Annotated in this window: 18 protein-coding genes; 5 read left to right on the top strand and 13 right to left on the bottom strand. The window is 40.8% G+C overall.

Features of this window, described 5'->3' with window-relative positions:
- The 9 genes from N3A72_10310 to N3A72_10270 form a co-directional block, all read right to left on the bottom strand.
- Positions 1-947: glycosyltransferase (locus N3A72_10310; GenBank protein ID MCX7919975.1), on the bottom strand; the 947-nt coding region annotated here is incomplete at its 3' end.
- A 47-nt stretch (positions 948-994) separates the two neighbouring features.
- Positions 995-1,177: a hypothetical protein gene (locus N3A72_10305; protein ID MCX7919974.1), complete on the bottom strand. Its 183-nt coding sequence runs from the start codon at positions 1,175-1,177 to the stop codon at positions 995-997.
- 67 nt (positions 1,178-1,244) lie between these two features.
- Positions 1,245-2,984, bottom strand: a complete 1,740-nt coding sequence (locus tag N3A72_10300; protein ID MCX7919973.1) for a hypothetical protein — start codon at positions 2,982-2,984, stop codon at positions 1,245-1,247.
- Positions 2,968-4,230 (bottom strand): O-antigen ligase family protein, encoded by a 1,263-nt coding sequence (locus N3A72_10295; protein MCX7919972.1) that lies wholly within the window; start codon positions 4,228-4,230, stop codon positions 2,968-2,970. Before N3A72_10295 ends, N3A72_10300 begins: the two co-directional genes overlap by 17 nt.
- Positions 4,231-4,256: 26 nt before the next feature.
- A complete protein-coding gene (locus N3A72_10290; protein ID MCX7919971.1) occupies positions 4,257-5,399 on the bottom strand; it encodes a glycosyltransferase in 1,143 nt (380 codons plus the stop codon).
- Positions 5,400-5,402: 3 nt separating this feature from the next.
- The gene (locus N3A72_10285) at positions 5,403-6,296 is read right to left on the bottom strand and encodes a class I SAM-dependent methyltransferase (GenBank protein ID MCX7919970.1); all 894 of its coding nucleotides are present in this window, start codon (positions 6,294-6,296) and stop codon (positions 5,403-5,405) included.
- 1 nt (position 6,297) lies between these two features.
- Positions 6,298-7,647, bottom strand: coding sequence for a polysaccharide biosynthesis C-terminal domain-containing protein (locus N3A72_10280; GenBank protein ID MCX7919969.1), 1,350 nt, complete (start codon positions 7,645-7,647; stop codon positions 6,298-6,300).
- Positions 7,648-7,772: 125 nt separating this feature from the next.
- Complete coding sequence (locus tag N3A72_10275) at positions 7,773-9,017, bottom strand: Wzz/FepE/Etk N-terminal domain-containing protein (GenBank protein MCX7919968.1); 1,245 nt, start codon at positions 9,015-9,017, stop codon at positions 7,773-7,775.
- Between the two features lie 95 nt (positions 9,018-9,112).
- Complete coding sequence (locus N3A72_10270; GenBank protein ID MCX7919967.1) at positions 9,113-11,680, bottom strand: SLBB domain-containing protein; 2,568 nt, start codon at positions 11,678-11,680, stop codon at positions 9,113-9,115.
- 168 nt (positions 11,681-11,848) lie between these two features.
- Between N3A72_10270 and N3A72_10265 the strand changes: the two genes are divergently transcribed.
- The 4 genes from N3A72_10265 to N3A72_10250 all read left to right on the top strand — a co-directional run bounded on the left by N3A72_10265 (position 11,849) and on the right by N3A72_10250 (position 17,436).
- The gene (locus N3A72_10265; GenBank protein ID MCX7919966.1) at positions 11,849-12,826 is read left to right on the top strand and encodes a WYL domain-containing protein; all 978 of its coding nucleotides are present in this window, start codon (positions 11,849-11,851) and stop codon (positions 12,824-12,826) included.
- 545 nt (positions 12,827-13,371) lie between these two features.
- Complete coding sequence (locus tag N3A72_10260; protein ID MCX7919965.1) at positions 13,372-14,754, top strand: ATP-binding protein; 1,383 nt, start codon at positions 13,372-13,374, stop codon at positions 14,752-14,754.
- A 203-nt stretch (positions 14,755-14,957) separates the two neighbouring features.
- Positions 14,958-15,950 (top strand): hypothetical protein, encoded by a 993-nt coding sequence (locus N3A72_10255; protein ID MCX7919964.1) that lies wholly within the window; start codon positions 14,958-14,960, stop codon positions 15,948-15,950.
- A complete protein-coding gene (locus N3A72_10250; protein MCX7919963.1) occupies positions 15,937-17,436 on the top strand; it encodes a DUF2779 domain-containing protein in 1,500 nt (499 codons plus the stop codon). The genes N3A72_10255 and N3A72_10250 overlap by 14 nt, the downstream gene beginning before the upstream one ends.
- Before the next feature lie 182 nt (positions 17,437-17,618).
- Here the strand turns inward: N3A72_10250 and N3A72_10245 are convergent, their stop codons facing one another.
- The 4 genes from N3A72_10245 to ugpC form a co-directional block, all read right to left on the bottom strand.
- A complete protein-coding gene (locus tag N3A72_10245) occupies positions 17,619-18,308 on the bottom strand; it encodes a regulatory protein RecX (GenBank protein ID MCX7919962.1) in 690 nt (229 codons plus the stop codon).
- Between the two features lie 127 nt (positions 18,309-18,435).
- Complete coding sequence (gene recA, locus N3A72_10240) at positions 18,436-19,482, bottom strand: recombinase RecA (GenBank protein MCX7919961.1); 1,047 nt, start codon at positions 19,480-19,482, stop codon at positions 18,436-18,438.
- Positions 19,483-19,688: 206 nt separating this feature from the next.
- Positions 19,689-20,279 carry an RNA 2',3'-cyclic phosphodiesterase gene (gene thpR / locus N3A72_10235; protein MCX7919960.1) on the bottom strand — a complete coding sequence of 197 codons (591 nt, stop codon included), beginning with the start codon at positions 20,277-20,279 and terminating at the stop codon, positions 19,689-19,691.
- An 82-nt stretch (positions 20,280-20,361) separates the two neighbouring features.
- A complete protein-coding gene (gene ugpC / locus N3A72_10230) occupies positions 20,362-21,465 on the bottom strand; it encodes a sn-glycerol-3-phosphate ABC transporter ATP-binding protein UgpC (GenBank protein MCX7919959.1) in 1,104 nt (367 codons plus the stop codon).
- A gap of 572 nt (positions 21,466-22,037) precedes the next feature.
- Here ugpC and ftsH point away from each other — a divergent pair.
- Complete coding sequence (ftsH, locus tag N3A72_10225; protein MCX7919958.1) at positions 22,038-23,999, top strand: ATP-dependent zinc metalloprotease FtsH; 1,962 nt, start codon at positions 22,038-22,040, stop codon at positions 23,997-23,999.
- Positions 24,000-24,002 lie beyond the last annotated feature (3 nt).

Genomic DNA, 24,002 nt, shown 5'->3' with positions numbered 1-24,002 from the left:
GGGTTATTCTCATACCACTCTGACGGCAACACCACCGCTATTGCCTGCCTAATCTCATCCTGTAATTCATTACCGGTTTTATATCCTAAAAAAGTTACATTCGAAATATTCTCTTGTTTGACTTTATTTAATAGTTGTTCTTTCTGCTGTCCTTCGCCAATAATTTTTAATTGAATTTCGAGACCTTTAATAGCATCAAGCAACGTTGTTAAACCTTTTTCTTCAGATAATCTGCCAAAATACACCAGTCGGTTTCCTGTTGCCTGATATTCCGGGGTATATCTGCTGGAGTCAATAAAGTTTGGTAGATGAACAAGTCGCCCTTGAAACCCAAGTTGTATCGTTTTTTCCAGCAGAAATTTGCTGGGTGCAATGAAACAATCAATTTTGTTGTAGATATGCAATATCGTATGATGGAGATACATTTCAAGCATATTGATTATACTTTTCATCACTGAATTTTTTGTACAGCGGTTAACGACAACTCGATAGAATCGCTGACCGCGACATTCTTCGCAGACACGATTACCTGATAAATGGGTATATACCGGACAGGTGAGTTTATAATCCCGCAGGGTCATCACTATCGGAATCTGTGCTTTTTTTAAAACATCAATAATTGACGGTGAAATTTGATGATAGATATTATTGAGATGAGCGATATCTGGTCTTTCCAAATTTATTAATTGCAGAATTTTCTGTTTAGCTTCAAAAGAATAGAATATCCGGCAAGTGGTTTTAAGATTCTGCAATACCCCGGGAACAGTGGTGTAATCTACCGGAGAGATAAAATAAGCACTGGATGATGACGGTAGATTCTGCGGATGCTGCATGGCAAAAAAGACCAGCGTATGTCCGTGTTTTTCTAATAACTCAGCAGTAGAAAAAAATGATATCTCTGCGCCTCCTTTAGGATAGAAAAATTTGTTTACCAACAGGATTTTCATATTCAGGTTCTATTGTTTTTTCGCTATTCTTTTATGAACAGCGAGTTCTATACTGAGAGGGTTCGGCTATGTTGGATTCCGTCAATTGTTTTCCATTGCAGAAAAAGTTTAGTGCGGTTCGGTCGGAATATTCGAATTACTGGGATAAATGGCGAGACCATAATCATACCAAGCCAGCACATAAACTTTCTCCGAGTCAGTGTTTTGTGTAAATCCGTTTGTGGTTCCATAGTATCTATGTTATTTTCCCGCCTAAAGCGGGTCAATTGTGTTCATGTTAACCAATACGCCGATCACTTATCCAGGAAATATTTCTGTTTCTGATTCCTTATTCAAGTATATTTGCCATTCCGATATATTGCCTGGACTGGTTCCAAATAGAATATGAGCAAAATCTGCTGCGGTCAACCCATTATCGTTAATAATTGCAGATAACGGATAATTCTCAAGCACTACCCCTTCAGGTGATAAAATAAAGTTCCCGTTACGATATTGAATTGAATATTCACCTAACGGAACGGGCTTACCATTTAACCTAGCCCGCGTTCGGATAAACTCAGGTACAATCGGAACATTATTTAACGTTATATCGGTTCCTTGCGCGAAAAAAATACTATACGGCGGAAGCTGAACGTTTCCAGTTAATTTAACTAGTTGCGGAGTCACCATAGTTCGGTCGGTTATCTTCCCTTCGCTCCCTAATCGAACCGCACGCTGGTCCAAGTTTCCGTTTCCAATTAGCAGACCCGGTATTGATCCACGAGCTGGTAGGGTTTTTGTATTATTTGATAGGTTTAACCACAAGAGCCGAACCAGGGTTTGCGGAGTATTTGCAACTGCGAGATACATTTGGGTATCTATTTTCTTGATATTTGTTGCATTCTCTAGGAGACGGGTAAGGATACTCCAGACTTCTAACACCGGAGTGATAATAAATGGTGCTCTTGGTTCTTGGGGAACATACCAACACTGACCCCAACCCCAATCATTAACCGTAGTATATTGTTTCCAGGGAGTTGGATTCTGCGATTCAGGAGCGAGTAAATATTTATGGAATAGACAGTAGTATGCTGCGCTACCAAACCGGACATTGGTAGCTAGTTCTGATACGATCCGAGCTGTTCCAACCGCTCCAGCATAAGTCTTCTGATTGTGTCCAAACGTATGCGAATTATCAACACGTCGAATCGGACCAGGAATATCAATACTAAATTCAGTAATATGAATTTTTATGTTCTCGGGATACTCTAACGCTGATAAGATATCAACATACTGCTGATATTCAGCTCGAACCGACTGAATTAACCGATCACTTAGACAATATTCATTAAAATCAAATTGAGCCGAATCTACGTAATCCTGTTCTAAAAAATAGGGGTATAAATGGGTGGTTATTCCGCCGATAGATTCAGCAAACCCTCGTTTTTTTAACAGGGTTAACACATCAGCGCCCCAGTTAGTAACACCAGCGCGTTGCCCTAACCGGGCAACAATTAATAGTTTGTCCGGAGGAATCAAATCGTCTAGCGAACTAATATATCGCGCAATAAGTTCTACATATTCCTCTGGACGTAACCGTCCTTCCCGGTCATGATAATCTTCATTTCCGAATTCCCAATAAGCTACCAGGTTAGTTAATTTATTACGGTTAAGCCATTGTATCATACCCTTGGTTTGTTGAATAATTTGGTCGACGATATACCAATCAATTGGTTCCTTAACCGAAGATTTTATCGTTCGGAGTTTTCCCGCAAACGCTAATTTCGTAGTCGGTAACTGCTGGAGTATTCGCAGGTTATATTCTTTACAAAATTGGTAGAAGTTTGGATACCCCGGGATAGTATAATCCGATTCCGCTTCAGCTTCATCCAGGAGTAATTCCTGAACGTAGGTACCGCCCGGATACCGAATATAGCCAGTACTCGACAATATTTGCTGCAGCTTTTTCCCTAGGGCTTGTCGAATCGCTGGCAACGTAAACAAGTCGCGGTATTTACCCAGTGTAGTATCTTTTTTCCAATTAATTCCGAGTTGCATCAAGTTCTTGCCTTTCTGCAAATGCTCCCTGCATAATGATAAACATTAAAGGAAACCAAAATCGCGGGGTATAGGTGTCGGTGCCAAAAAACGAGTTTACTACGAGTAATGCTATTAATCCCGATATAGCTCCGTATAACATGTTTTCCGCAAAAATATTTCCAGTTTGTTTATGATTCTTATAATTCTGATAAAGCCAATAAAGGTTTACAAAATAAAATGTCGCGAAAGCTGACAATCCAAGAAGACCGGTTTCGGATAATAGTTTAAACACTAACCCGTGTGCATCGCGAGTAATCAATCCGGGATAACCTAATTTTAACAAAAATTCTGAATATGTTTCCAAGCTGATTGCAAAATTCCCGATTCCACTCCCGATAAATGGATGGCTTGCAAATAGTTGAATCGCATGGATGCCTAAAACCGTCCTACTAACTTCCGCACGAATCACCTCCGGCTGGTTTGATGACATCAAATACCCCACAATCCCTATTCCAAATAGAATGAGAAGCGCAAATATCATGACCGCAGATTTTACCAGGTTGAATCGATCAAAGAGTTTTATTCCCCATAAAATGAATACTACCAACCCTGTTAGCCAAGCCGCTTTTGATGCAGAAAGAAAAATACCAACGATGCAACTTACTATAGTTATCAAATAAAATAGTCGTGGTAAACCCTTGATATTTTTTATCATTCCAATAAGAAGCGGTAAACCTACTACTAACGTTATCGCAATTGTTTTATGATTTCCGGTTAAATATGGGATTTCGAAGATTCCCCAAAAGTTTCCTAGCCAGATTCGATATACTGAACTTATAATGCTTATTAAGGAAACAAGAAATATACTGATACAAAACAGATGATTCCATTGCAAGAACGTAGGTTTAGTTTTCGAAACCTGAATTAATAAAGTTCCAGCAGCGAGATAATAGGTAACAAAATAAAATAATGGGAATCGGAAAAAATATTTCAGACTTAAATCTGCAGCAAGAGAATTTGATATTGACACCAGCGCAATCAAGAGAAAGATAAGATATGCGGAAATTCCTTTAATTCGTAATTGTGAAAAGGTTTGTTGCAAGAATATTTTTCCCAAAATATACCAGAGAAAAATGAAACCTAATCCTAAAGCAACAATATCCGATAAAGGTATATTCAGGTCGCCATAAACCAGCTGTAATGATACAAATGGATATAGAAAAAACAGGAGCACTAAAAATGGATTAATGAGATACTGTGGCATAAGACCGCCTCAACATGGATCGTTTCTTATAATTTACCTTCGAGAATAGTTTCAAATAACATTTCATAGTTCCTCACTTGTTGCGAGATATCAAAATCGTTCGCCCGGCGCAACCCCTGTTTAGCGATTCGGCGACGTAACCCATCATCGAGCAGTAGTTGTTTCATTGCTTCTGCAAGCTGGTCTGGATTGCCTTTCGGAACCAAGCGCCCGTTGATTCCATCGGTGATAATTTCGTCCGGACCTGAAGGACATCGAGTCGCAATTACCGGCACACCGCACGCCATCGCTTCAATAATAACATTCCCTAATCCTTCCCAGGAAGATGAGAGGATGAACAATTGCGCCCGCGCCATATATTTAAATGGATTTTGTTGAAACCCGAGAAACGCTATTCGGTCGTTGATATTCAACGATACCGCAGTTTGTTTGAGTTCAGCTTCTAGCTCGCCTTTCCCAAAGATAATTAACCTAGCCGGCATCGTTTTAAGTAAAAGAGCAAATGCGGTTAAAAGAAGTTGAAAATTTTTCTGTCGCGTTAATCGACCGCAGGAAATCAATATCGGAATATCCTCTTGAAACCAAGGGAAAACAACCGGTTCCCGACTTAATGTCTGAACCCGTTTTATATCAATCGGATTATAGATGACAGTGCATTGTTCTGGTCGAGCTCGAAAATTATTCACTAAATCAACCTTTATACCTTCAGAAATACAAACAATGCTGTCCGCTTCCGGATACAATCGACGAATGAACCAACGATGCACCGATTGCCAGTTCTGTTGCGTTAGGTTTTCACTTAGATAGTTCCGCTCTGAAATAACGAGCGGGGTCGATACATTAGCAATTTTTCTCGCAAGCAAACACATCCAGTTCGTTGTCGTTAGAAAACTACAAATCAAATCTGGTGCTATTGATTTGAACGCTTGGGCTAATGCAATAGGAATTCGCAAATTACCCCATCGTGTTCGTTTATTCAGCGAAGTCAGGTTAATATCAGCGGGGAGTTCCGTTCGGTAATCGGTTCTATTTTCAAAAACTAGTAACTGCGGTTGAAACCGGTCTCGATTGAGATGCTCTAGGAGTAAAAGCATAACTTTTTCCGCGCCACCACCGACTAATGACGGAATAATAAATAATATCTTTTTTTTCGTTCTATGGTTCGACATAGTTCATTTTTGTGCGAGAATAATGTCGCTTACCAGAAGCCGAAAAATCTTTTCACCACGTATCCCGGCCGGTACATAACCTAAAATGGTTTCAAATAATTTAGATTTATACATCCAGATACGAGCCCCTTTTTTGCACCCCAATTTCACAGAAATACTTGCGGCAGCGGGAAGTGTTATAATCTTGTTGAATTCATTTCGACTGATTAATTCGATTAACTCCTGAAAACTATATTCTTTTAAATGTAGTCCTTGAGCCGGAGTTCCTTTAGGAAGAAAATGGCGGCTAACATCATACGGACCGATAAAACGGTTCGGCGTTACGGTAACCAACCATCCGCCTGGTTTAAGTTTAGATTTACATCGAACAATAAAATCATCAGCTTCATCTGGTACAATATGTTCCAGAACATTATCATTCACGACTATATCGAAACTATTATCCGGAACCAAGTTAGAGTCAACTGTCATAATATCCGACATGTACAGCGTAACACGATTGGTAAACAAGTTCGTTTTAGCTAGCGCGCGTTGAATCCGTTGCTGGTCAAGGTCTAGTCCGACAATCTCAAATCCTTTTTCTGCTAAAGCAATAGCGAGATTTCCAGTGCCACAACCGACTTCAAGAACCTTACGTCCCTTTGTAGGGATTGATTCAATAATCGAACAGAGATATTGTGCCTCTTTGGTTTCAGCCGGGAATCCGCCTGGATAATTCATCTGGATTTCAGTAACTTGCGCATATGCTTCTTGCAATAATTTCCTTCGCGCAGCGGAGTTTTTCTCGGTTTGTCTAATTTGTTGAGCAAACGTCCGTTCTACTTCATAATGGTGTTGTATCCAAGGTGGTGGTTCGAGACGATTCGTTCGGTTACGGTTCCAATAGATATTGAGCATATTAAACTCTACATTGAGTGTTCTCTTGATTTCCGGAAAAGAAATGTAAGAAGAAAATCAGCAAACCTAAAGCACAGGCGGAAACTATCGTTGTTGATGCTGCGATTCCGGTAACACCAAACCGTTGCATAAAGAACCAATTTAAAACAATAGTCGCTACGGTGCGAAATAGTGAGAGATATAATAGGAATTGGGTCTGTTTTCTGACTAAAATCGCTCGCACATAAATCTGGGATAAAAAATAGGGGGTTAAACTTAACACAAAAATCCCGAATACTTGCGCCACCTCGTTAACCAGCTGAGGTTGAAATTTTCCGTACCCATAAACTAATGAAACAAAAATACCGCGACCAAAGTATAAGATTAAGGTTAACACCAATCCAATCCCACCAATAATTTTTACCGCCTGAATTACCGCTTGTTCTAACCATTTTGCCGAAGTATTCTGGTATCGTTCACTCCAATGGGCAAGCAATGTTACAGTGAACCCGCTCGTAAAAAAAGTTACCGGAATCATATATAATCGGTCAGCATATTCTAGAATAGAAACGCTACCGCTACCAAGCCAAGACGCCATCGCTTTATTAATGATCGGAGTAAACGCCATAATTGCCATTCCGACAAGTTGGTATCCAGCGATGTTTAGAAATTTAGCGAAAGTCGGTTCCCAATTGAACACAATCCGAATTCGAAATAACTGTAACTGTCGAATCAATAAGAAAAGAAGTCCTAATCGGAAGACTTCTCCTATCACATACCCTAAAGCGATTGCATGCACTCCCAGTGATTCTTTAAATAGAAAAATAAATCCGAGCGTTATAACCGCACGCAATGCTGGGGATATTGCCGGGATAACAAAAACTTTATATGCATTCAACGCACCGGATAAAATGCTCGTCCAGACTAGCAGAACAATTAAAGGAATGGTTTCTAACAAAAGCTCATAGATTAAGGTTAATCCATCACTCGAAAACCGGGTTAGTACCGATAACAACGGTTTGATAACCACCAGAAATATACCGGATATCGCGAGTAACCCGATTGCGCTTAACCCGAGAATCCGTCCGACAAAAACGCTGATATCTTCATCATTTGCTTTTTTTTCCGCAATAAATGGAACGATAATGCTTTCAAGAACTGGGGCAAAGATGGTCGCTAAATAGATAATTAAACTATAGGCAAAGAAAAAGGCATCGGTATCTGTTCCAACTCCATACCAGGCAGCAATAAAAAAGGGAATAAGAAACCCTACCGCTTTTCCACCGGTAGCAAAAAAGGTGGTAACTAGGGTGTCGCGAACAATCGAATTTTCCTGAATTCGGATGATACAATTTTTTATGTTTTGAAACATTATTTATGTGTGCATGGCTTAGGCAGGAGATGATGGAACTACCTTATGTATTCGTAACAAATTATTATTGATTGTCAGGCAATGAAATCTCGCTGCAACATTTAGTCCGTAAGCGATTGATGATACTAATTGTTAATCTCCCGGCTACCGTTAGCGGTTCCTGATTTTCCTTTAAGTTCCTGGATGAGCGTAAACAACTGTTGTTTGTTTTCGGTATCCAAGGTTGCTAAATACTCACGAAAATAACTGATAAATATCGCTATCCCTAACGCCAGCACGGCAGTGGTTATGACAATCAGAATTCGTTTCGGTTTCGCTTTTTTATCCGGCACTTTTGCCGGAGCAACAATTTGAATCGATTGCGTATCTTTCGCTTCGCTTACGCGGGCAAGTTCATATTGCTGGGTTAATAATTCGAACACCGTCTCTTGAATTTTAACTTCACGGAGTAATCGCGCTAGTTCTAACCCTAAATCGGGAATCTGCGTAAGCGGAATATAAAACGAATTCTGGATTTTGCGGTTGGTTGCTTGTATCTTCTGCTGATTTGTTCGGGGCGGAACCGTTCCTTCAATTTTATCGAGCTGTCGTTTAAGTTCCGCTATTTTTGCTTTAACCAGCTTAACCCGAACATTATCTTCGGTAGCGAAACTACGCAATATCCCCAGTTCAGTTTCTGCGGCAATCAGCTGCCCTTCTAGTTCAGCTGCACCAACGACCATCGCTTTCGTCTGCTCATCGAGCGCAATCATTTTATGTTCCGCTTGGAAATTTTTCAACTTTTCCTCCGCAGTTTGTAGTTCCCGTTTGGTTTCTGCGATTCTCTTTTCTAAAAACACGCGCATTCGTCCAGCGTTATCCATCCCAAGCTGACGGGTAAGTTTATCGAGCTCGTCGACATAAGCATTCGCTAACGCTGCAGCTCGGTTCGGGTCTTTATCTTCAACGGTGATTTGAATCAGCTCCCCTTTTGTTTTCTTGATGAGTGTATGGTCAGCTAGGCTGATAATCGTATCTTCACGATATCGTGTTTTATATACCTGCATCAGATTAAATCGGTCAATCAAGGTTTCAGCGATAATTCGGCTGTTCAATATATCAATATAAAAATCTGCTGAACTCGGAATACCGAGAAACGATGCGGCAAATGCGCCCATCTGTCCGGAAACACCTAAACTACTCAATATTCCCGCGGTATTTTCTGCGGTATTCGGCGGGGCGATTAATGCGGTTGCAGAATATATTTTTGGTAACAGTAAACTAATAATTATTGAGGTAATCACCGCTATCAGCCAGAACCAAACAATAAACCGACGGTATCGTATCAACGGACGAAGATAATCAACTATAGTTAAATCTTTTTCTTCCATACACTTGCTTCCGAAAGCAGCGAATGAAAACAGCAACTATCACGAACAACCCTTGATGCGGTGTATTCGCAACTATTCGGACTATTCGGAATATTTTATATTTTAACTAAAACGCCGATACTGACAGCTATCTGGTACAGTATCTGCGTAATATCTTTCGTGTTTCGAACCCATTCGGTTCGGTCGAGACGGCGCGGAACTAAAATGGTATCACCGGGGTCTAGTTTTATATTATAAAATCCACCAGCTATCCACCGATGCTGGTCTTTATCCCAGGTAATCCGACCAAATCCTTTTTGTTCCCGGCTATGTACAGTACCATCAGCTCCGATAATATATATCTGCCGTTCGTCCGCATCCCGTGTCATGCCACCGACTTTGGTTAGATAATATTGCACAGTTCGATTTGGTTCATAAATGACCGAAGTCGGATTATATACTTCTCCCATGATATTCACATGTCCCGGAGTTTCCGGGATATATAGAGCATCATTTTTTTCTAATTCAATATCATTTTCCGAGCCTCTCAATTTTTCGAGGGTATCGAGTTTAACCACCATTCGCCCTTCAATAGGAACCGTTCGAAGTTTTGCTAATAATTGCTGTTGCAATGCGAGTGATCGCTGTTGCGCTGCTGCTTCTTCTTTATCCAGCGCACCGCTAACCGCTAACGCAGACATAGATAACAGCCGTTCTTCCTGCTCGCGAATCAGATTATTCAATCGTTTCCGCTGTTCAACCTGCGCACTTTCTCGAGTAAACACCGCTCCTTTTAAATATGCTTTCTCGGTATATCCGCCCGCACGTTCAATCAATGAACTTAATCGTTCTCCCTTTTTAACCGGATAATTTCCCGGAAACCGTACTTCCCCGGTGATGGTTACATATCGGTCGAACTCAAGTTCCGGTATCGGGCGTACGACGAGATTATCATAATCCTGCAATACAATATTATGTTCTGGATTATCGCGCATCGCTTCTTCCAGATCCACTTCTAACTTTTGTGTTTCCATACCATCTTGGGTAATGATACGACGGGTTATTTCAGCGTTACGCAGATAAGCGTTTTTCGTGAACCCGCCAGCAGCGGTGATTAAATCTTTCACGCGCATCCCTTCATGCAAACTATATTCTCCCGGCTGAAACACTAACCCGCTAACGCGCACACTTTTCTTCAACCGCGCTGACCATGGGAATATCTGTACACGGTCCCATCGTTTTAATTCAATATTCTGTGTTGCATCGCCGGCGAGTAATTTCCCGAGATGGAACTGAATCCCGACCGGATGCAAATCCGGCTCCTGTAATCGGATAATCTGGCCATATTCCAATGATGGCTGTGGTAAGAGCACATCATAACTGGGAATTAAATCACGAAGTCGCATATTCGGTTTCAATTCATATTCTCCCGGTCGAGCAACATGTCCTTCAAGATAAACTACATTCATTTTTTCTGGCAGTATCGGATATATTTTCACCAAGTCACCATCTTGAAGCAGAAGGTTCAGTTCCGGCTTTACTGCGGTCGTTTCGATACCGGTTAGATTAAAATCCGCGACTATCCGTCTTCGATTCGCTTCCATTCGTTCAACCTGTACTCGTTCGAGATACCCAACCGCAGAAACACCGCCAGCAAGCGCAATCAGTTCCGATAAATTCATCGTCTCTTTAAATTCATAAATCGCTGGTCGTTTTACATGCCCAGCGATCCCCGCAACTTTTCCGATTATCGGGATAAATATGGTATCTTGATTTTCCAGTCGAACATCAGCGGTGCGGTCGCCCTTCAGCAAGAAATCATATAAATCTACTACTTGAACTACTTTACCATTTCGAATCAGTTGAATATTCCGCATTGTTCCCTGTTTGCTCGGTCCACCCGCAGCATATAACGCATTGAATAATGTTGCTAACGCACTCACTGTATAACTGCCAGGGAATCGCGCTTCTCCGACAACATAGACCCGAATCGTTTTAATCCGGTCCATGGTAACCGTCATTTCAAAATCAGTATAATATTTTGCGATTTCTCGATTCAGATATTTTTTTAATTCGCCAAAGGTTAACCCCCAGACATTTAATACACCTATTTCCGGAACCGAAATTTCTCCGTTACGATCAACCGCTACCGGATAGGTTACATTCACTCGACCCCAGATGGTTATCCGGAAACTATCTCCCGGTCCGATAACATAATCTTCACTAACCGGGACGTCGAGAACCGGCGCAAAAGTCGATACCGTCTGCTGAAACGTAGTATATCCGAACTGTTGAATTTCCGTGGAGATTTCCGTTGGGAATTCGCCGGCATAAATCTTTTCGATTTCAGATTTTTCATAGAGCGGAACCGCAGTTGCCGTAGATACGGTTACCGGTGGGAGCAGGGTTTCGAGTCCGAATCCGGGTAAGAGTGAAGTCTCGATACCGTATAGATATTTCGGAAACGGATATCCGGGCGGTACCGCTGGCATCCCAGTAGAGATTCCATATTGATATCCGGATAAAGGCATACCGGTGCTTATGCTATACGGAGAAAATTGCGGAACCGGAAACACCGGAGTCGGCTGGAGTCCGAACGGATAGGCTTGTTCAGAAACTGAACGAGCACTTAATCCTAGGATGAAAATAATGGATAAAATATAATACATTCTTATTTTTCCCATAGAATTTATTTCTCCAATATTATAAAATATATGTAAAATTGTCAGTGAAAATAGGAGAATTGTCAAGAGATAACGCGAGTAACGCGAATTGAAAAAGCAGGATGAATTAAATAATATAAGGGTTATTCAAGGCATTCGCAATCATTCGAGTAAGGTAGATTGATTTATATGGCTCGGAATAAACAACTACTCCGTCATTTAAATATTATCCGATATTTAGACAGCAAATACGGGGTAACAATTCCGGATTTAGTTAGAATATTCGGGGTATCGCGCAGAACCATCGAACGCGATTTAGCGACCTTGAGCGATGCCGGATTCCCGATATACGATGACCTGGTTAACGGGCAAAAACGATGGAAATTTGTTGACGGATATAAGTCGAACATTCCGATGCCGTTCACGATTTCTGAAATATTAAGCCTCTATTTAAGTCGGAATATTTTAGCGATGTTCGGCACCACGTTATTTAGACAGGATTTAGAAACACTGGTTAAAAAAATTGAAACGTTCCTGCCGGAAAAAACGTTACGCTATTTCGACCGATTCCCTACAGTATTTCAATCGCGATATGTTGCGCAGGAACAATATCCATATTTAGCGAAGGTAATGCCGGAACTAGAGCAAGCGATTCTGGATGAGAAAGCGGTTACGATAGAGTATTATTCCGCAAGTAAAGAAAAATGGCGAACTTATCATATTGAACCGTATGCGATATTCCCAACCTATGACCGATTATATCTCGCTGCGTTCCTGCCGAAACATCGGGAAATATTATTATTTACCATATCGCGAATTAGAAAAATCACACCGACAAATATCTCGTTTAAGAAACCAAAAGAGTTTAAGGTTTCCGAATTTATGCGGGATGCGTTCGGGATTATGCGAGGAGAACCGCAGAATTTTGTTGTCCGGTTCAATCAACCGGTTGTATCAGTAGTTAAGTCGCGATGTCAACATATGAACCATACCTGCAAAGAATTACCGAATGGCGATATGATTTTAACGTTATGCGCCTCCGGCTGGGACGAAATTAAATGGTGGATACTTTCCTTCGGTGAAAATGCCGAGGTTATCGAACCGAAACAACTACGCAATGAAATTATAACTACCCTTAAAACCACGCTTAAAAAGTATTCACAATAATTCATCTCCTGAATTTACTAAACTTATATCTCGATGCGGAAGAGCTGAATCCCAATTGGCAGAATTATTTTAACCCCAAAAATTTTTCATTGATACCCATGGATAGTCAATTGGTTTAGAAAAGTTAATTACTCCAAGCGTAACCTTTATTACTAAAATTCTCAAAAATATCTCCGTCCAATAGCAAGAAAGAATGGAGTATAACCAGTGTGGGTTAGACCCACACTGGTTATACTCCAGTATCGTTACCCTATATAACCATATCAATGTCAAATGGAAAAGGCAAAATTGACCTCGGTTATATAGCTTAGGTACCTATGTTGAGTTGAAAATCGGTATATTCCCAGCGTTTTTTCCTTAATACTAGGCGCTTATTTCCCTCCTTCGTTTTCCCATTTATTTTATACTTAATATTTGTTACAGTGCGACCTATCTTGTCGTATCTCTATTTTAGAATAATTACAGAACATAAAATCTGTTCTTGCAATGAGTGACAAAAATAGTGGTCGCATCCATTGCAAGAAACGAGAAAGGAGAATATGTTTATGCCAGTTCATGAAACTATCATTGACCAAACGAGACTATTTGATACAGCAGAACTATCGAATTCACAGGGGAATCATGCCTGGATTCGGGAATTGATAAAATTTGGCGTTATTACGAATCAAATCGCCCGTGATCGGTTCAAGACGGAAACGTTATACAAAACCATGAACGAATTTCTCGGTCGTTCTCGTGGAGAAGTAATTTGTATCCGTGAAACCTTACAGCCGTATCGTTTGGGAATGATACAGCCGGCGCTGGAATCCGTGCTCAAGGATTATACGCATGCATTTCATATCGAATTCGACCCTAGTTCCGACCCGATTGAGCAAGGGTATATAGCCATCAAAACAGATTGGAATACAACGCAGTTAGCGCTCCAGATGGCGATTGATGGCTGGATAACCGCCGACGGACATCGAATTTTAACCCGATATATCACAGAAAGACGCTGGGATGTTATTAATAATTATACGATTAATCCAATTCTATCAATCTTTGCGCTTCCTGACCAGATTCGGTTAGCGGAGCAGATTATGAAACAGCTTATCCAATGGATGAAAGACCATAATTATTATCGCCGAAAAAAGATAACCGCTGAAGGAGAATTTTTATCTATCGAACGAAAATATACTTGGGATGATATTATTCTCGACCCGGCAATTAAACAAGAGATTATCGAGAACGTGGTTGATTTTATTAAGTATATTCCTATCTATCAAGCGAACCGAATCCCGACAAAACGCGGGTTGATTTTCTATGGGAAACCTGGTGTCGGGAAAACGCTAGTAGGGAAAGTTCTTGCCAGTCAGGTAGATAGTACGTTTATTTGGGTTACTGCAGCGAAAATCAAAAATGCGGAATCAGTCACGCAATTATTCCAGTTTGCTCGAGAACTGCAGCCGAGTATCGTTTTCATTGAAGATTTAGATTGTTTCGCGATTGACCGGCATATCCATTTCACTCCGATTCTCGGAGAACTCCTGAACCAGATGGATGGAATCGTTGAAAATGAAGGGGTAATCGTTATCGCAACGACTAACGATTTACAGGTAATCGAACCGGCGTTGAAAGACCGACCGAGCCGATTCGATCGCGTGCTTGAGTTCAAACTCCCGGACGTTGAATTGCGGAAACAAATCATTATGCAAGCGTTACGTGGGAAAACCGCAAATGGGATTAATATCGACCGGATTGCGGAAAAGACGGAAGGGTTCACCGGTGCGCATCTGCATGAACTGGTTATCCTGGCGACCAAAGTCGCAATTGAACAGAAAGATTATGATGAATCGAATATCGTTAAATTAACGGATACGCATTTCGAGTTAGCGTTAAATCAGGTACAGAAAAAGAAGGAAAAAGCGTTAGGATTCTATATTTTATAAAAGCTAACCGCAAAGACGCAAAGGATGCAAAGGCCGCAGAAAATTCAACATGTGGATTGCGAAAGATTGTAATGATGAAATAATAAATTTTTGATTCCGCATAATAATAAATGTATTAAAATCATAAAAATTGTAAAATTTTAGATTTTAATATAGAATTACGCCTAATAAAACGAATTGCACAATTAAATTGGAGGTATAATATGGCAGCAATTGATTTATTATTTGATTGGGCGGCTACTTCTGAAAGGATGCACCAAGTTGTTCTTGCTTGTTTATTAGAAAAAACAAAATTATTGGATAAGCTTGATATAGGTATAAAATGTAATGATATAAAACTAAATATAGAAACACAAAATCGGTTATATGATTTTACAATCATAGTTGATAACAAAAAGCATGTTCATATTGAATTAAAAATTGATGCACCGTTAGAAGAAAACCAAATTATTAAACAAATAAAAAATTTAAAAAATGAAGAAATGTTATTATATTTTCTAATAGGAACTACTCGTTTAAAATGGGATAAAGAAAAGATATTATCGATATGCAAAAAACAAGATAAAGAAAATGTTAAGGAATCTATTGAAACAATTGGCCTTCAAGAACTAAGGGAAGCTGTTAATTCGCTTACAACCAATTCGATTGATAATGATCTCAGAGATTTAGCTGCAGCATACGGAACACTATTAAACAAAATCGAAGATTATACAAATGCATTTACGGACAAAAAATTAGCCGAATGGAATCGGTATGATTGGATAGGTTATTTTTCAACTTTAAATGATAAATTTGATTTAGGAGGCGATTGGGATTATGTTCCTAACCGAAGCGGTGGTTTTATGGGTTTTTGGTGGAAAATTCCCAAAGAAATTGCTGAAAAAAATTTTTATGGATACTTACAATTAGAACACGACAAGCTATGCTGGAAAATATTTGTTAGCGAAAAAAATATGCAATCCAAACTCAGGAATAATTTTTCTACCGCAGTAATAGAAACAGCAATAAAACTAAATCTTGGAGCAAAAAAGCCATCTCGATTTGGTCTCGGAAAAACGATGACAGTAGCTGTTTTTGACAAAGATTATCGAAGTGAGAATACAGATAAAATCGATTGGAATTGGACTAAGGAAATATTTAAAAAGGCCGAGTTGGTTTTAGAAGAAGCAAAAAAGTATTTAAATGAACAACACTAATGTTTCAATCTCAAAAAGCAAATATCTTGCCGGGATGCAATGCCATAAACTGCTCTGGTATTATTATAATGATAACTCTGTGTTCCCGGAGACCGATGCGGCGACGCAAGCGTTGTTCGACCAAGGGCATCTGGTTGGTGAATATGCGAAACGACTTTATCCAAATGGAATAGAGATTGGTTGGGATATTCAACTGGAAGAAGTTGTCGAACGAACGCAAGAGAAATTGCAAGAGCGTAAGCCGTTATTTGAAGCGGGATTCTTATATCAGAATGGCTATGCGCGAGTCGATATTCTAGAACCGGTATCAAGCGATCAATGGGATATTATTGAAGTCAAATCGAGTACGAGTTGTAAAGATGAGCATATTGTTGATGTAGCTTTCCAGAAATATGTCTGCCAGAATGCTGGGATTACCATCAACCAATGTTATCTCTTATTAATTGATACTAGCTATACGCGTTACGGTGAAATTGAACCGCAAAAACTATTCAAAAAGGTTGAGATAACCGAAAAAGTCGATACGATATTACCCCAAATCAGCGATACTCTTACCATGATGCTTGCGATTATCCATTTACCGCAGGAACCTGATATCAAAATCGGTAGCCAGTGTAGTAAACCAAATCCATGTCCATTGCAAGAACGATGCTGGTCGTTCCTGCCGGAAAGAAATGTTTTTTGTTTATATCGTGGCGGAAATAAGATACCAGAACTGTTTAATAGAAACATTTTAGCAATAAAAGATATCCCGGCAGATTTTCCGCTTAATCATAATCAGCAGATACAGGTTAAATCCGAAAAATCCGGCCAACCGCATATCGAACCGAAATCGATTCAGGATTTTATAGACCAATTGGTTTATCCCTTATACTTCCTGGATTTTGAAACCTATAATCCGGCAATCCCGTTACATGATAACTCTAGTCCCTATGAAAAAATACCATTTCAATATTCATTACATCTGGTTAGTCATCCTGGAGGAAATCCGGAACATTTCAGTTATCTCGCTGATGGAAGAGCTGACCCACGACCGGAAATATTAGCTCGACTGAAACAAGAACTCGGAGACTACGGTTCGATTCTAGTCTATAACGTTTCGTTTGAATCCCAAATATTGACCAATTGCGCGAAACGGTTCCCGGAATATCAACCGTGGGTTGAAAGTATTATTCCCCGGTTTGTAGATTTATTGAAACCATTTCAGTCGTTTGCTTACTATCATCCGAACCAAAATGGTAGCGCTTCTTTAAAATCGGTTATGCCAGCGCTTATCGGAAAAGGATATGACGATATGGAAATTAGCGATGGTGAAGAAGCGGGTCGTGAATTTTTGCGAGTTACCTACACCGAAGTTACTCCGGAGGAACAAACTCGCGTTCGAACTGCGCTAGCCCGCTATTGTAACCAGGATACGGAAGGGCTGATGGGCATCTTAATTGCGCTAAATAATCTAATTTCTAACAAATCAGAAAGTCAGAAGTAAAGGGTAAGCGGTAAGACGTCGCAAGAGTCGAGTTAGCTTCATCGTTGATAGACAAGATACAAAAACTTTTATTGCAAAATTATTTTCGTGTAATCCAATTTAACCAGTAGATGTATAATTTAGATTGAACGCTACTTCATCTGTGGGAACGAAATCATCGGCGTTAATCAGCCGATTAAATATTATGTAAGCTGATTCATCAGTTTTTCTATTATGTCCGAACTAAACCCGCGTCGGGCGAGATAAGAATAGATTTTCCGTTTGCGTTTAATCGGGTCTGGTTCGTTCGTATAATTCTTTTTCTTGTTCAATGCAGCGAGTGCTCGGTCGAATTCTGCTTCCGAATCGGTATATTTCGCCAGTACTTCATCAATCAACTCTTTTTCAATCCCTTTCTGCAATAATTCGCGTCGGATTAATCCGAGCCCGCACGGTTTTAACCGAAGTCGGCTTTCAGTCCATTGGAGCGCAAATTGGGTATCATCAAGCCAGCCTCGCTCGGTAAATTCAGTAATCAGCTGTTCGATTAAATCTGGGTTTGTATCTTGTTTTTCGGTTCCTTCGTCCTTTCGTCCTACCGTTCTTTTGTCTTTTATCTCAAGGCCGAACCCATGTTCGTTGAGTTTCTTTCTGACTTCAGCACAGGAATATAATCTTCGGGATAAAAGCCGGAATAGATAATTTTTCGCCCGTTGATATTCTTCCTGCTCGAGGATAGTAGCAAGTTTTTTCGTATCAACTTCAAGTCCTTTCCGTAAACCGAGATTTTCAACCACTGCAGTATCAACGCCGGCATAGAATTGATTATCAACGAAAATCGAATAGCGGTTCCGATGCTTCTTCTGCGGTGAGATAGCCGTTATGGTAGGCATGGTTGGCAAAAAAACAACCATTGCAAATTTAGTATTCTAAATTTTGCAATGCTAATTTAACATTTTACAATGAATTCTACTTTTGTCTGGATTGAATCTACAATAATCCGTCGGGAACTATCTAGGTTTATTCTTCTACTTTAGCGGTAGGCGGTTTCAACCCGAGTTTTTCCCGAAGCTGGGATTCGAGTTTCGCGGCAATATCCGGATTATCACGTAAGAATTTAACTGCGGTTTCTCGGCCTTGCCCGAGTCGCTCAGAACCGAACGAGAACCAGGTACCGCTTTTTTCAATCAGTTTATGGGTTAGCCCGAGTTCTAGTAAATCCGCTTCTTTGGATATTCCTTGCCCGAATAGAATATCGAATTTCGCTTCTCGGAACGGTGGTGCGAGTTTGTTTTTAACAATTTTAACTTTGGTTTCGTTTCCGATATTCTCTTCCCCGGATTTAATCCCGCCAATCCGCCGAATATCTATCCGCACAGAAGCATAAAATTTTAACGCGCGACCGCCCGGCGTGGTTTCCGGACTTCCGAACATCACGCCGATTTTTTCCCGAATCTGGTTCGTAAATATCGCGCAGGTTTTCGATTTACTAATCGCTCCAGCGAGTTTCCGCATCGCTTGACTCATCAACCGCGCTTGCACGCCCATAAACGATTCACCCATTTCTCCTTCGAGTTCAGCGCGCGGAACTAACGCCGCAACCGAATCAACGACAATCACATCAATCGCATTCGACCGAACCAGCGTTTCAACAATTTCCAGCGCTTGTTCACCAAAATCCGGTTGCGAAAGCCATAAATTATCTAAATCTACCCCTAATAGTTTGGCATAACCGGAATCGAGCGCATGTTCGGTATCAACGAACGCTGCGATACCGCCAAGCTTTTGCGCCTGCGCAATGATTTGTAACGCGAGCGTAGTTTTCCCACTAGATTCCGGACCGAAAATTTCAACGATTCGCCCGCGGGGGACTCCGCCGATACCGAGCGCGTAATCGAGTGATAACGACCCGGTTGGAATCGCCGGGACTTCAAGTCGAGGCATCGCTTCTCCCAGTCGCATAATCGCTCCTTTACCGAAATCTTTTTCTATCTGGGAGACCGCTAATTCGAGCGCTTTCTCGCGATTCGATTTAACTTTCGTATCTTTTACATCTTGCAGTGCCATACCCATTTTCTCCTTAAAAAATTTATTTTTTAATAACGAATTATACCACGAAATCAATACAAATCCGAATATCGAAATCCGAAATAAAATGTATATCGTAACCCTGCAAACATTAGAGAGTAAAAACCTAATTCCAGAGAACGGAAAGCAGACGCAACATACGCAGAGAAAATAATCCTATACGATTAATTATATTGTTGTAACATTCATTTAGCGTTTGAACTATGACATTGGACATTTTTTAACGGTGTATATATTGCACCAGAGGGAGAGAGTTGGCTAGAGAACAAGATAACTTCCGTAACCGCAACGGTTCCAAAAGAGACATTGTTGTGGTTCAATAGTTCAGTTACTACCGCATCAAGATTTTTAGAAGAACGAACTCGACCTAGGGTTAAATGCGGGTGAAATTTCCGTTCTTCAGCTCGGATATCTAATTTCCGCAATGATTTTTCAATTGCTGATTGGAGCTGAACGATTTGTTCTTTCCCTTGGGTAACCCCGACCCAGAGAACTCGCGCTTTTTGCGGATTCGGGAAAACGCCAGTTCCCGCAATTTCAAAAGGAAAGACGGATTGTGTTGGAACAATTTCTGCTAAACATCGTTCAACCTTTTCAACCAGATTCGGTTCGATTTCTCCCAGGAATTGCAACGTGAGATGGATGTTTTCAGGTTTAACCCAGCTGATATCCGCATGATATTTTTTTAGTGAAGTTTGGAATTCAGCGAGACGATGATGAATCTCTTCCGGTAGGGGGATAGCGATGAATGAACGAATACGTTGAACTGGATTCATCCGGATATAAAAAACGGATGTAGACGGATTTAAACATTAGTTTGAATCCGTCTACATCCGTGACAATCCTGGTTTAATATTACTATACGATAGTTTGTTCTGTCTGTTTATCGAAAATATGGGTTTTATCCATATTCAACGCGAGACTTCGCATCTCATCAACTTCAACCTTCAGATGCGGTTCAACCCGAGCGATAAACGGTGTTTTTCCGGTCGTCAGATATACATAGAGTTCTGATCCCATCGGTTCTACCACTTCAACTTTAGCGGTGATTGTATTTTCCGGTTTCGCAAATGAAGCGTAGGAGGTATCCGCAATATCTTCCGGCCGAACCCCGAACGTAACCTCTTTACCAACATAGTTGGTTAGCGCAGGATAAAATTTTTCTGGGAGTTTAACTTCAAATTTCCCTTCGTTAAAATAGATAGCGCCGTTTTTCTGAATTAAGGTACCGTCGATAAAATTCATCGGTGGACTACCGATAAATCCGGCAACAAACTTGTTGACCGGTTTATCGTAAAGAGTAATAGGGTCAGCAACCTGATGAACGATCCCATCTTTCATAACTACGATGCGGTCGCCCATGGTCATTGCTTCTACTTGATCATGGGTAACATAAATCATCGTAGATTGTAACCGCTGATGCAGTTTGGTTAATTCCGTGCGCATCTGGACGCGCATTTTCGCATCTAAGTTGCTTAACGGTTCGTCGAAGAGGAATACTTTCGGTTTTCGAACAATCGCTCGACCGACCGCAACTCGTTGCCGTTGCCCACCGGAAAGCGCTTTTGGTTTTCGGTCAAGCAGTTCGGTTATCCCAAGAATTTCTGCCGCTTCTTTAACTCGCTGTTCAATTTCAGCTTTCGGATATTTCCGTAACATCAATCCGAACGCCATGTTTTTATAGACGGTCATATGTGGATATAACGCATAGTTCTGGAACACCATAGCAATATCGCGATCTTTCGGCGGAACATCATTAACTAATTTATCATCAATATAAATTTCACCCGAAGTGATTTCTTCCAGACCAGCAATCATCCGGAGTGTGGTAGATTTTCCACAGCCGGACGGACCGACTAGCACCACAAACTCTTTATCTGCGACTTCGAGGTTAACATTCTGTACCGCTTTAACATCCGGCGGGAAAATCTTTGTAACATTTTTCAACGTCACCTTCGCCATATATAATTTACCCTCCAAAAGAAAAATGCTTAATAATCAAATTCCTATACAACTTCAAACCCTAATTTCAATACTTAAATAGATTTATATTTTTACCGAAGTATTTAATCAAGTAATTGTATGTAACTTCGATAAGGTTTGTCAAGCGGATAGATAAATCATCTCAATTCCCTATGGTTTTATGGTAAAATATTACAAGGAAAGAGCGGGCAATTTTGAAATTTGACCTTATCAAAGATAAACGATGAGCGCAAACAATACATTTTTACTGAAGTACATCTGATTTCTGAGTATCGTTTGTAAAGGTCGATAGATATTGCCGAGAAAAGGTGACCACGACGGTATATAATGTCAAAAGCAAAATAATCGACCGAGTTCCTGGATTTCGATAATCTTACTGAATTGTATATCGGTTATATACATATACCACAACTATAAATAATATAGTGTCTAATACGCTTACGCTCCTACCTCCTGCGGTTTACAAAACGTATCTGCATAGGATACAATATTTGATATCGACAGGTTGTTGGAGGTAGGATTAACTAACCGTGATAAGGTGAGTGATTTCTTTGAAAAACTTGATTAAACAACTGACATTTTGGCTAGCGATTCTGGTTGTACTGGTAATTTCAGCGATTTTTTTGCCTACGAAAGAACTCGAGCGGACTATCGATTATAGCGAATTCCTCACATTCCTGCAAAATGGTCAGGTTAAAGAAGTTGCAATTTATGATAATAAAATCGCTGGGAAACTATTATTACCTGTGACCACGGGTTCAGTCACTAACTATAAAGAAGTTAGATTTAACTCGCCAATTCTTGAAACTGTTGGACAAGAAGTGGTAAAAGCATTGGTTGCGTATAATCAGACGGTTCCACCGGATAAACAAGTTAAATTTAAAATGCAACTGCAACCACGGATTTGGTATCAGATAATGAGCTGGATTCTCCCCGTAGTATTCTTTGTTGCCATCTGGTTCTTCATCATGCGACAGATGCAGATTGGAAGTAATCGCGCGTTAGCGTTCGGGCGCAGTCGTGCGAAAGTGATTGGGGAAGGGCAACCGAAAGTAACGTTCAACGATGTTGCTGGTGCAGATGAAGCGAAAGAAGAATTGCAAGAAATAATTGAATTTTTGCGTGACCCACAGAAATTTCAGAAACTCGGCGGACGGATTCCGAAAGGAGTGCTCCTTGTCGGTCCCCCTGGAACCGGGAAAACCTTATTAGCGCGAGCGGTTGCTGGAGAAGCGAATGTTCCGTTTTTTTCGATTAGTGGGTCGGATTTCGTTGAGATGTTTGTTGGAGTAGGTGCCTCGCGAGTCCGTGATTTATTCGATACCGGAAAAAAACATGCGCCATGTATTATTTTTATTGATGAAATAGATGCGGTTGGTCGCCAACGTGGTGCTGGGCTCGGTGGCGGACATGATGAACGTGAACAAACGTTAAACGCGCTTCTGGTTGAAATGGATGGATTCAATACGAATGAAGGAGTTATCTTAATAGCTGCAACGAACCGACCGGATGTGCTTGACCCGGCATTACTTCGTCCGGGACGATTTGACCGAACCGTAGTTGTCGATTTACCGGATTTGAAAGGACGAGAAGGGATCCTAAAAGTGCATACGCGAAAAATCCCGTTGAGTGATGATGTAGATTTGAATGTTGTCGCACGAGGAACCCCATATTTTTCCGGAGCGGATTTAGCGAATTTGGTGAATGAAGCGGCGTTACTTGCAGCACGACGGAATAAGAAAAAAGTCGAAATGATTGATATGGAAGAAGCGCGGGATAAAGTTATGATGGGACCGGAACGAAAAAGTCGGGTTATTTCGGAACGGGAGAAAAAAATCACTGCGTATCATGAAGCTGGCCATGCGTTAGTCAATCGGTTGATTCCGGGAACTGACCCGGTACATAAAGTTACGATTATCCCACGGGGTTTAGCATTGGGATTAACCCAAGCGTTACCGCAAGAAGACCGTCATTTACGGAATAAAACTGAATATTTAAATGATATTACAGTTTTAATGGGTGGTCGAGTTGCGGAAGAAGAAGTGTTCGGGGATATTACCGGTGGTGCATCGAGCGATATCAAAACCGCAACGCAAATCGCCCATAATATGGTCTGCGAATGGGGTATGAGCGAGAAGTTAGGACCGATGACGTTCGGTCGCCGTGAAGAACATATTTTCCTCGGTCGAGAAATTACCCGGTCGAAAGATTATAGCGAACAGACAGCAATCGCTATTGATAATGAAGTTCGGTCAATAATTGACCAGTGCTATCAGCGGGCGAAACAGCTGATTCGCGAAAATATGGATAAATTACACACGATCGCTGAAGCACTACTCGAACGTGAAACGTTAGACCATGATGATGTTGAAAAACTTATGCGTGGGGAACCATTGCCGCCAATAAAGAATCAGATGCAGCAAAAATCAGCTCCGCAATCTGGGAGTGCGGTTGAATCGTCTAGTTCGTCGGAACCGGCTCAAGCAACGAAACATGATACTACCCCAGCGTAACTG

Source organism: bacterium, assembly GCA_026416715.1.
Classification (GTDB): Bacteria; UBP4; UBA4092; order JAOAEQ01; family JAOAEQ01; genus JAOAEQ01.
This window is presented reverse-complemented; position numbering and strand designations above follow the sequence as displayed.

What these genes read in the sequence shown, in the direction of transcription:
- N3A72_10305 (MCX7919974.1), bottom strand. Translation starts at nt 1,177, where the DNA reads ATGGAACCACAAACGGATTTACACAAAACACTGACTCGGAGAAAGTTT.
- N3A72_10300 (MCX7919973.1), bottom strand. Translation starts at nt 2,984, where the DNA reads ATGCAACTCGGAATTAATTGGAAAAAAGATACTACACTGGGTAAATAC.
- N3A72_10295 (MCX7919972.1), bottom strand. Translation starts at nt 4,230, where the DNA reads ATGCCACAGTATCTCATTAATCCATTTTTAGTGCTCCTGTTTTTTCTA.
- N3A72_10290 (MCX7919971.1), bottom strand. Translation starts at nt 5,399, where the DNA reads ATGTCGAACCATAGAACGAAAAAAAAGATATTATTTATTATTCCGTCA.
- N3A72_10285 (MCX7919970.1), bottom strand. Translation starts at nt 6,296, where the DNA reads ATGCTCAATATCTATTGGAACCGTAACCGAACGAATCGTCTCGAACCA.
- N3A72_10280 (MCX7919969.1), bottom strand. Translation starts at nt 7,647, where the DNA reads ATGTTTCAAAACATAAAAAATTGTATCATCCGAATTCAGGAAAATTCG.
- N3A72_10275 (MCX7919968.1), bottom strand. Translation starts at nt 9,017, where the DNA reads ATGGAAGAAAAAGATTTAACTATAGTTGATTATCTTCGTCCGTTGATA.
- N3A72_10270 (MCX7919967.1), bottom strand. Translation starts at nt 11,680, where the DNA reads ATGGGAAAAATAAGAATGTATTATATTTTATCCATTATTTTCATCCTA.
- N3A72_10265 (MCX7919966.1), top strand. Translation starts at nt 11,849, where the DNA reads ATGGCTCGGAATAAACAACTACTCCGTCATTTAAATATTATCCGATAT.
- N3A72_10260 (MCX7919965.1), top strand. Translation starts at nt 13,372, where the DNA reads ATGCCAGTTCATGAAACTATCATTGACCAAACGAGACTATTTGATACA.
- N3A72_10255 (MCX7919964.1), top strand. Translation starts at nt 14,958, where the DNA reads ATGGCAGCAATTGATTTATTATTTGATTGGGCGGCTACTTCTGAAAGG.
- N3A72_10250 (MCX7919963.1), top strand. Translation starts at nt 15,937, where the DNA reads ATGAACAACACTAATGTTTCAATCTCAAAAAGCAAATATCTTGCCGGG.
- N3A72_10245 (MCX7919962.1), bottom strand. Translation starts at nt 18,308, where the DNA reads ATGCCTACCATAACGGCTATCTCACCGCAGAAGAAGCATCGGAACCGC.
- recA (MCX7919961.1), bottom strand. Translation starts at nt 19,482, where the DNA reads ATGGCACTGCAAGATGTAAAAGATACGAAAGTTAAATCGAATCGCGAG.
- thpR (MCX7919960.1), bottom strand. Translation starts at nt 20,279, where the DNA reads ATGAATCCAGTTCAACGTATTCGTTCATTCATCGCTATCCCCCTACCG.
- ugpC (MCX7919959.1), bottom strand. Translation starts at nt 21,465, where the DNA reads ATGGCGAAGGTGACGTTGAAAAATGTTACAAAGATTTTCCCGCCGGAT.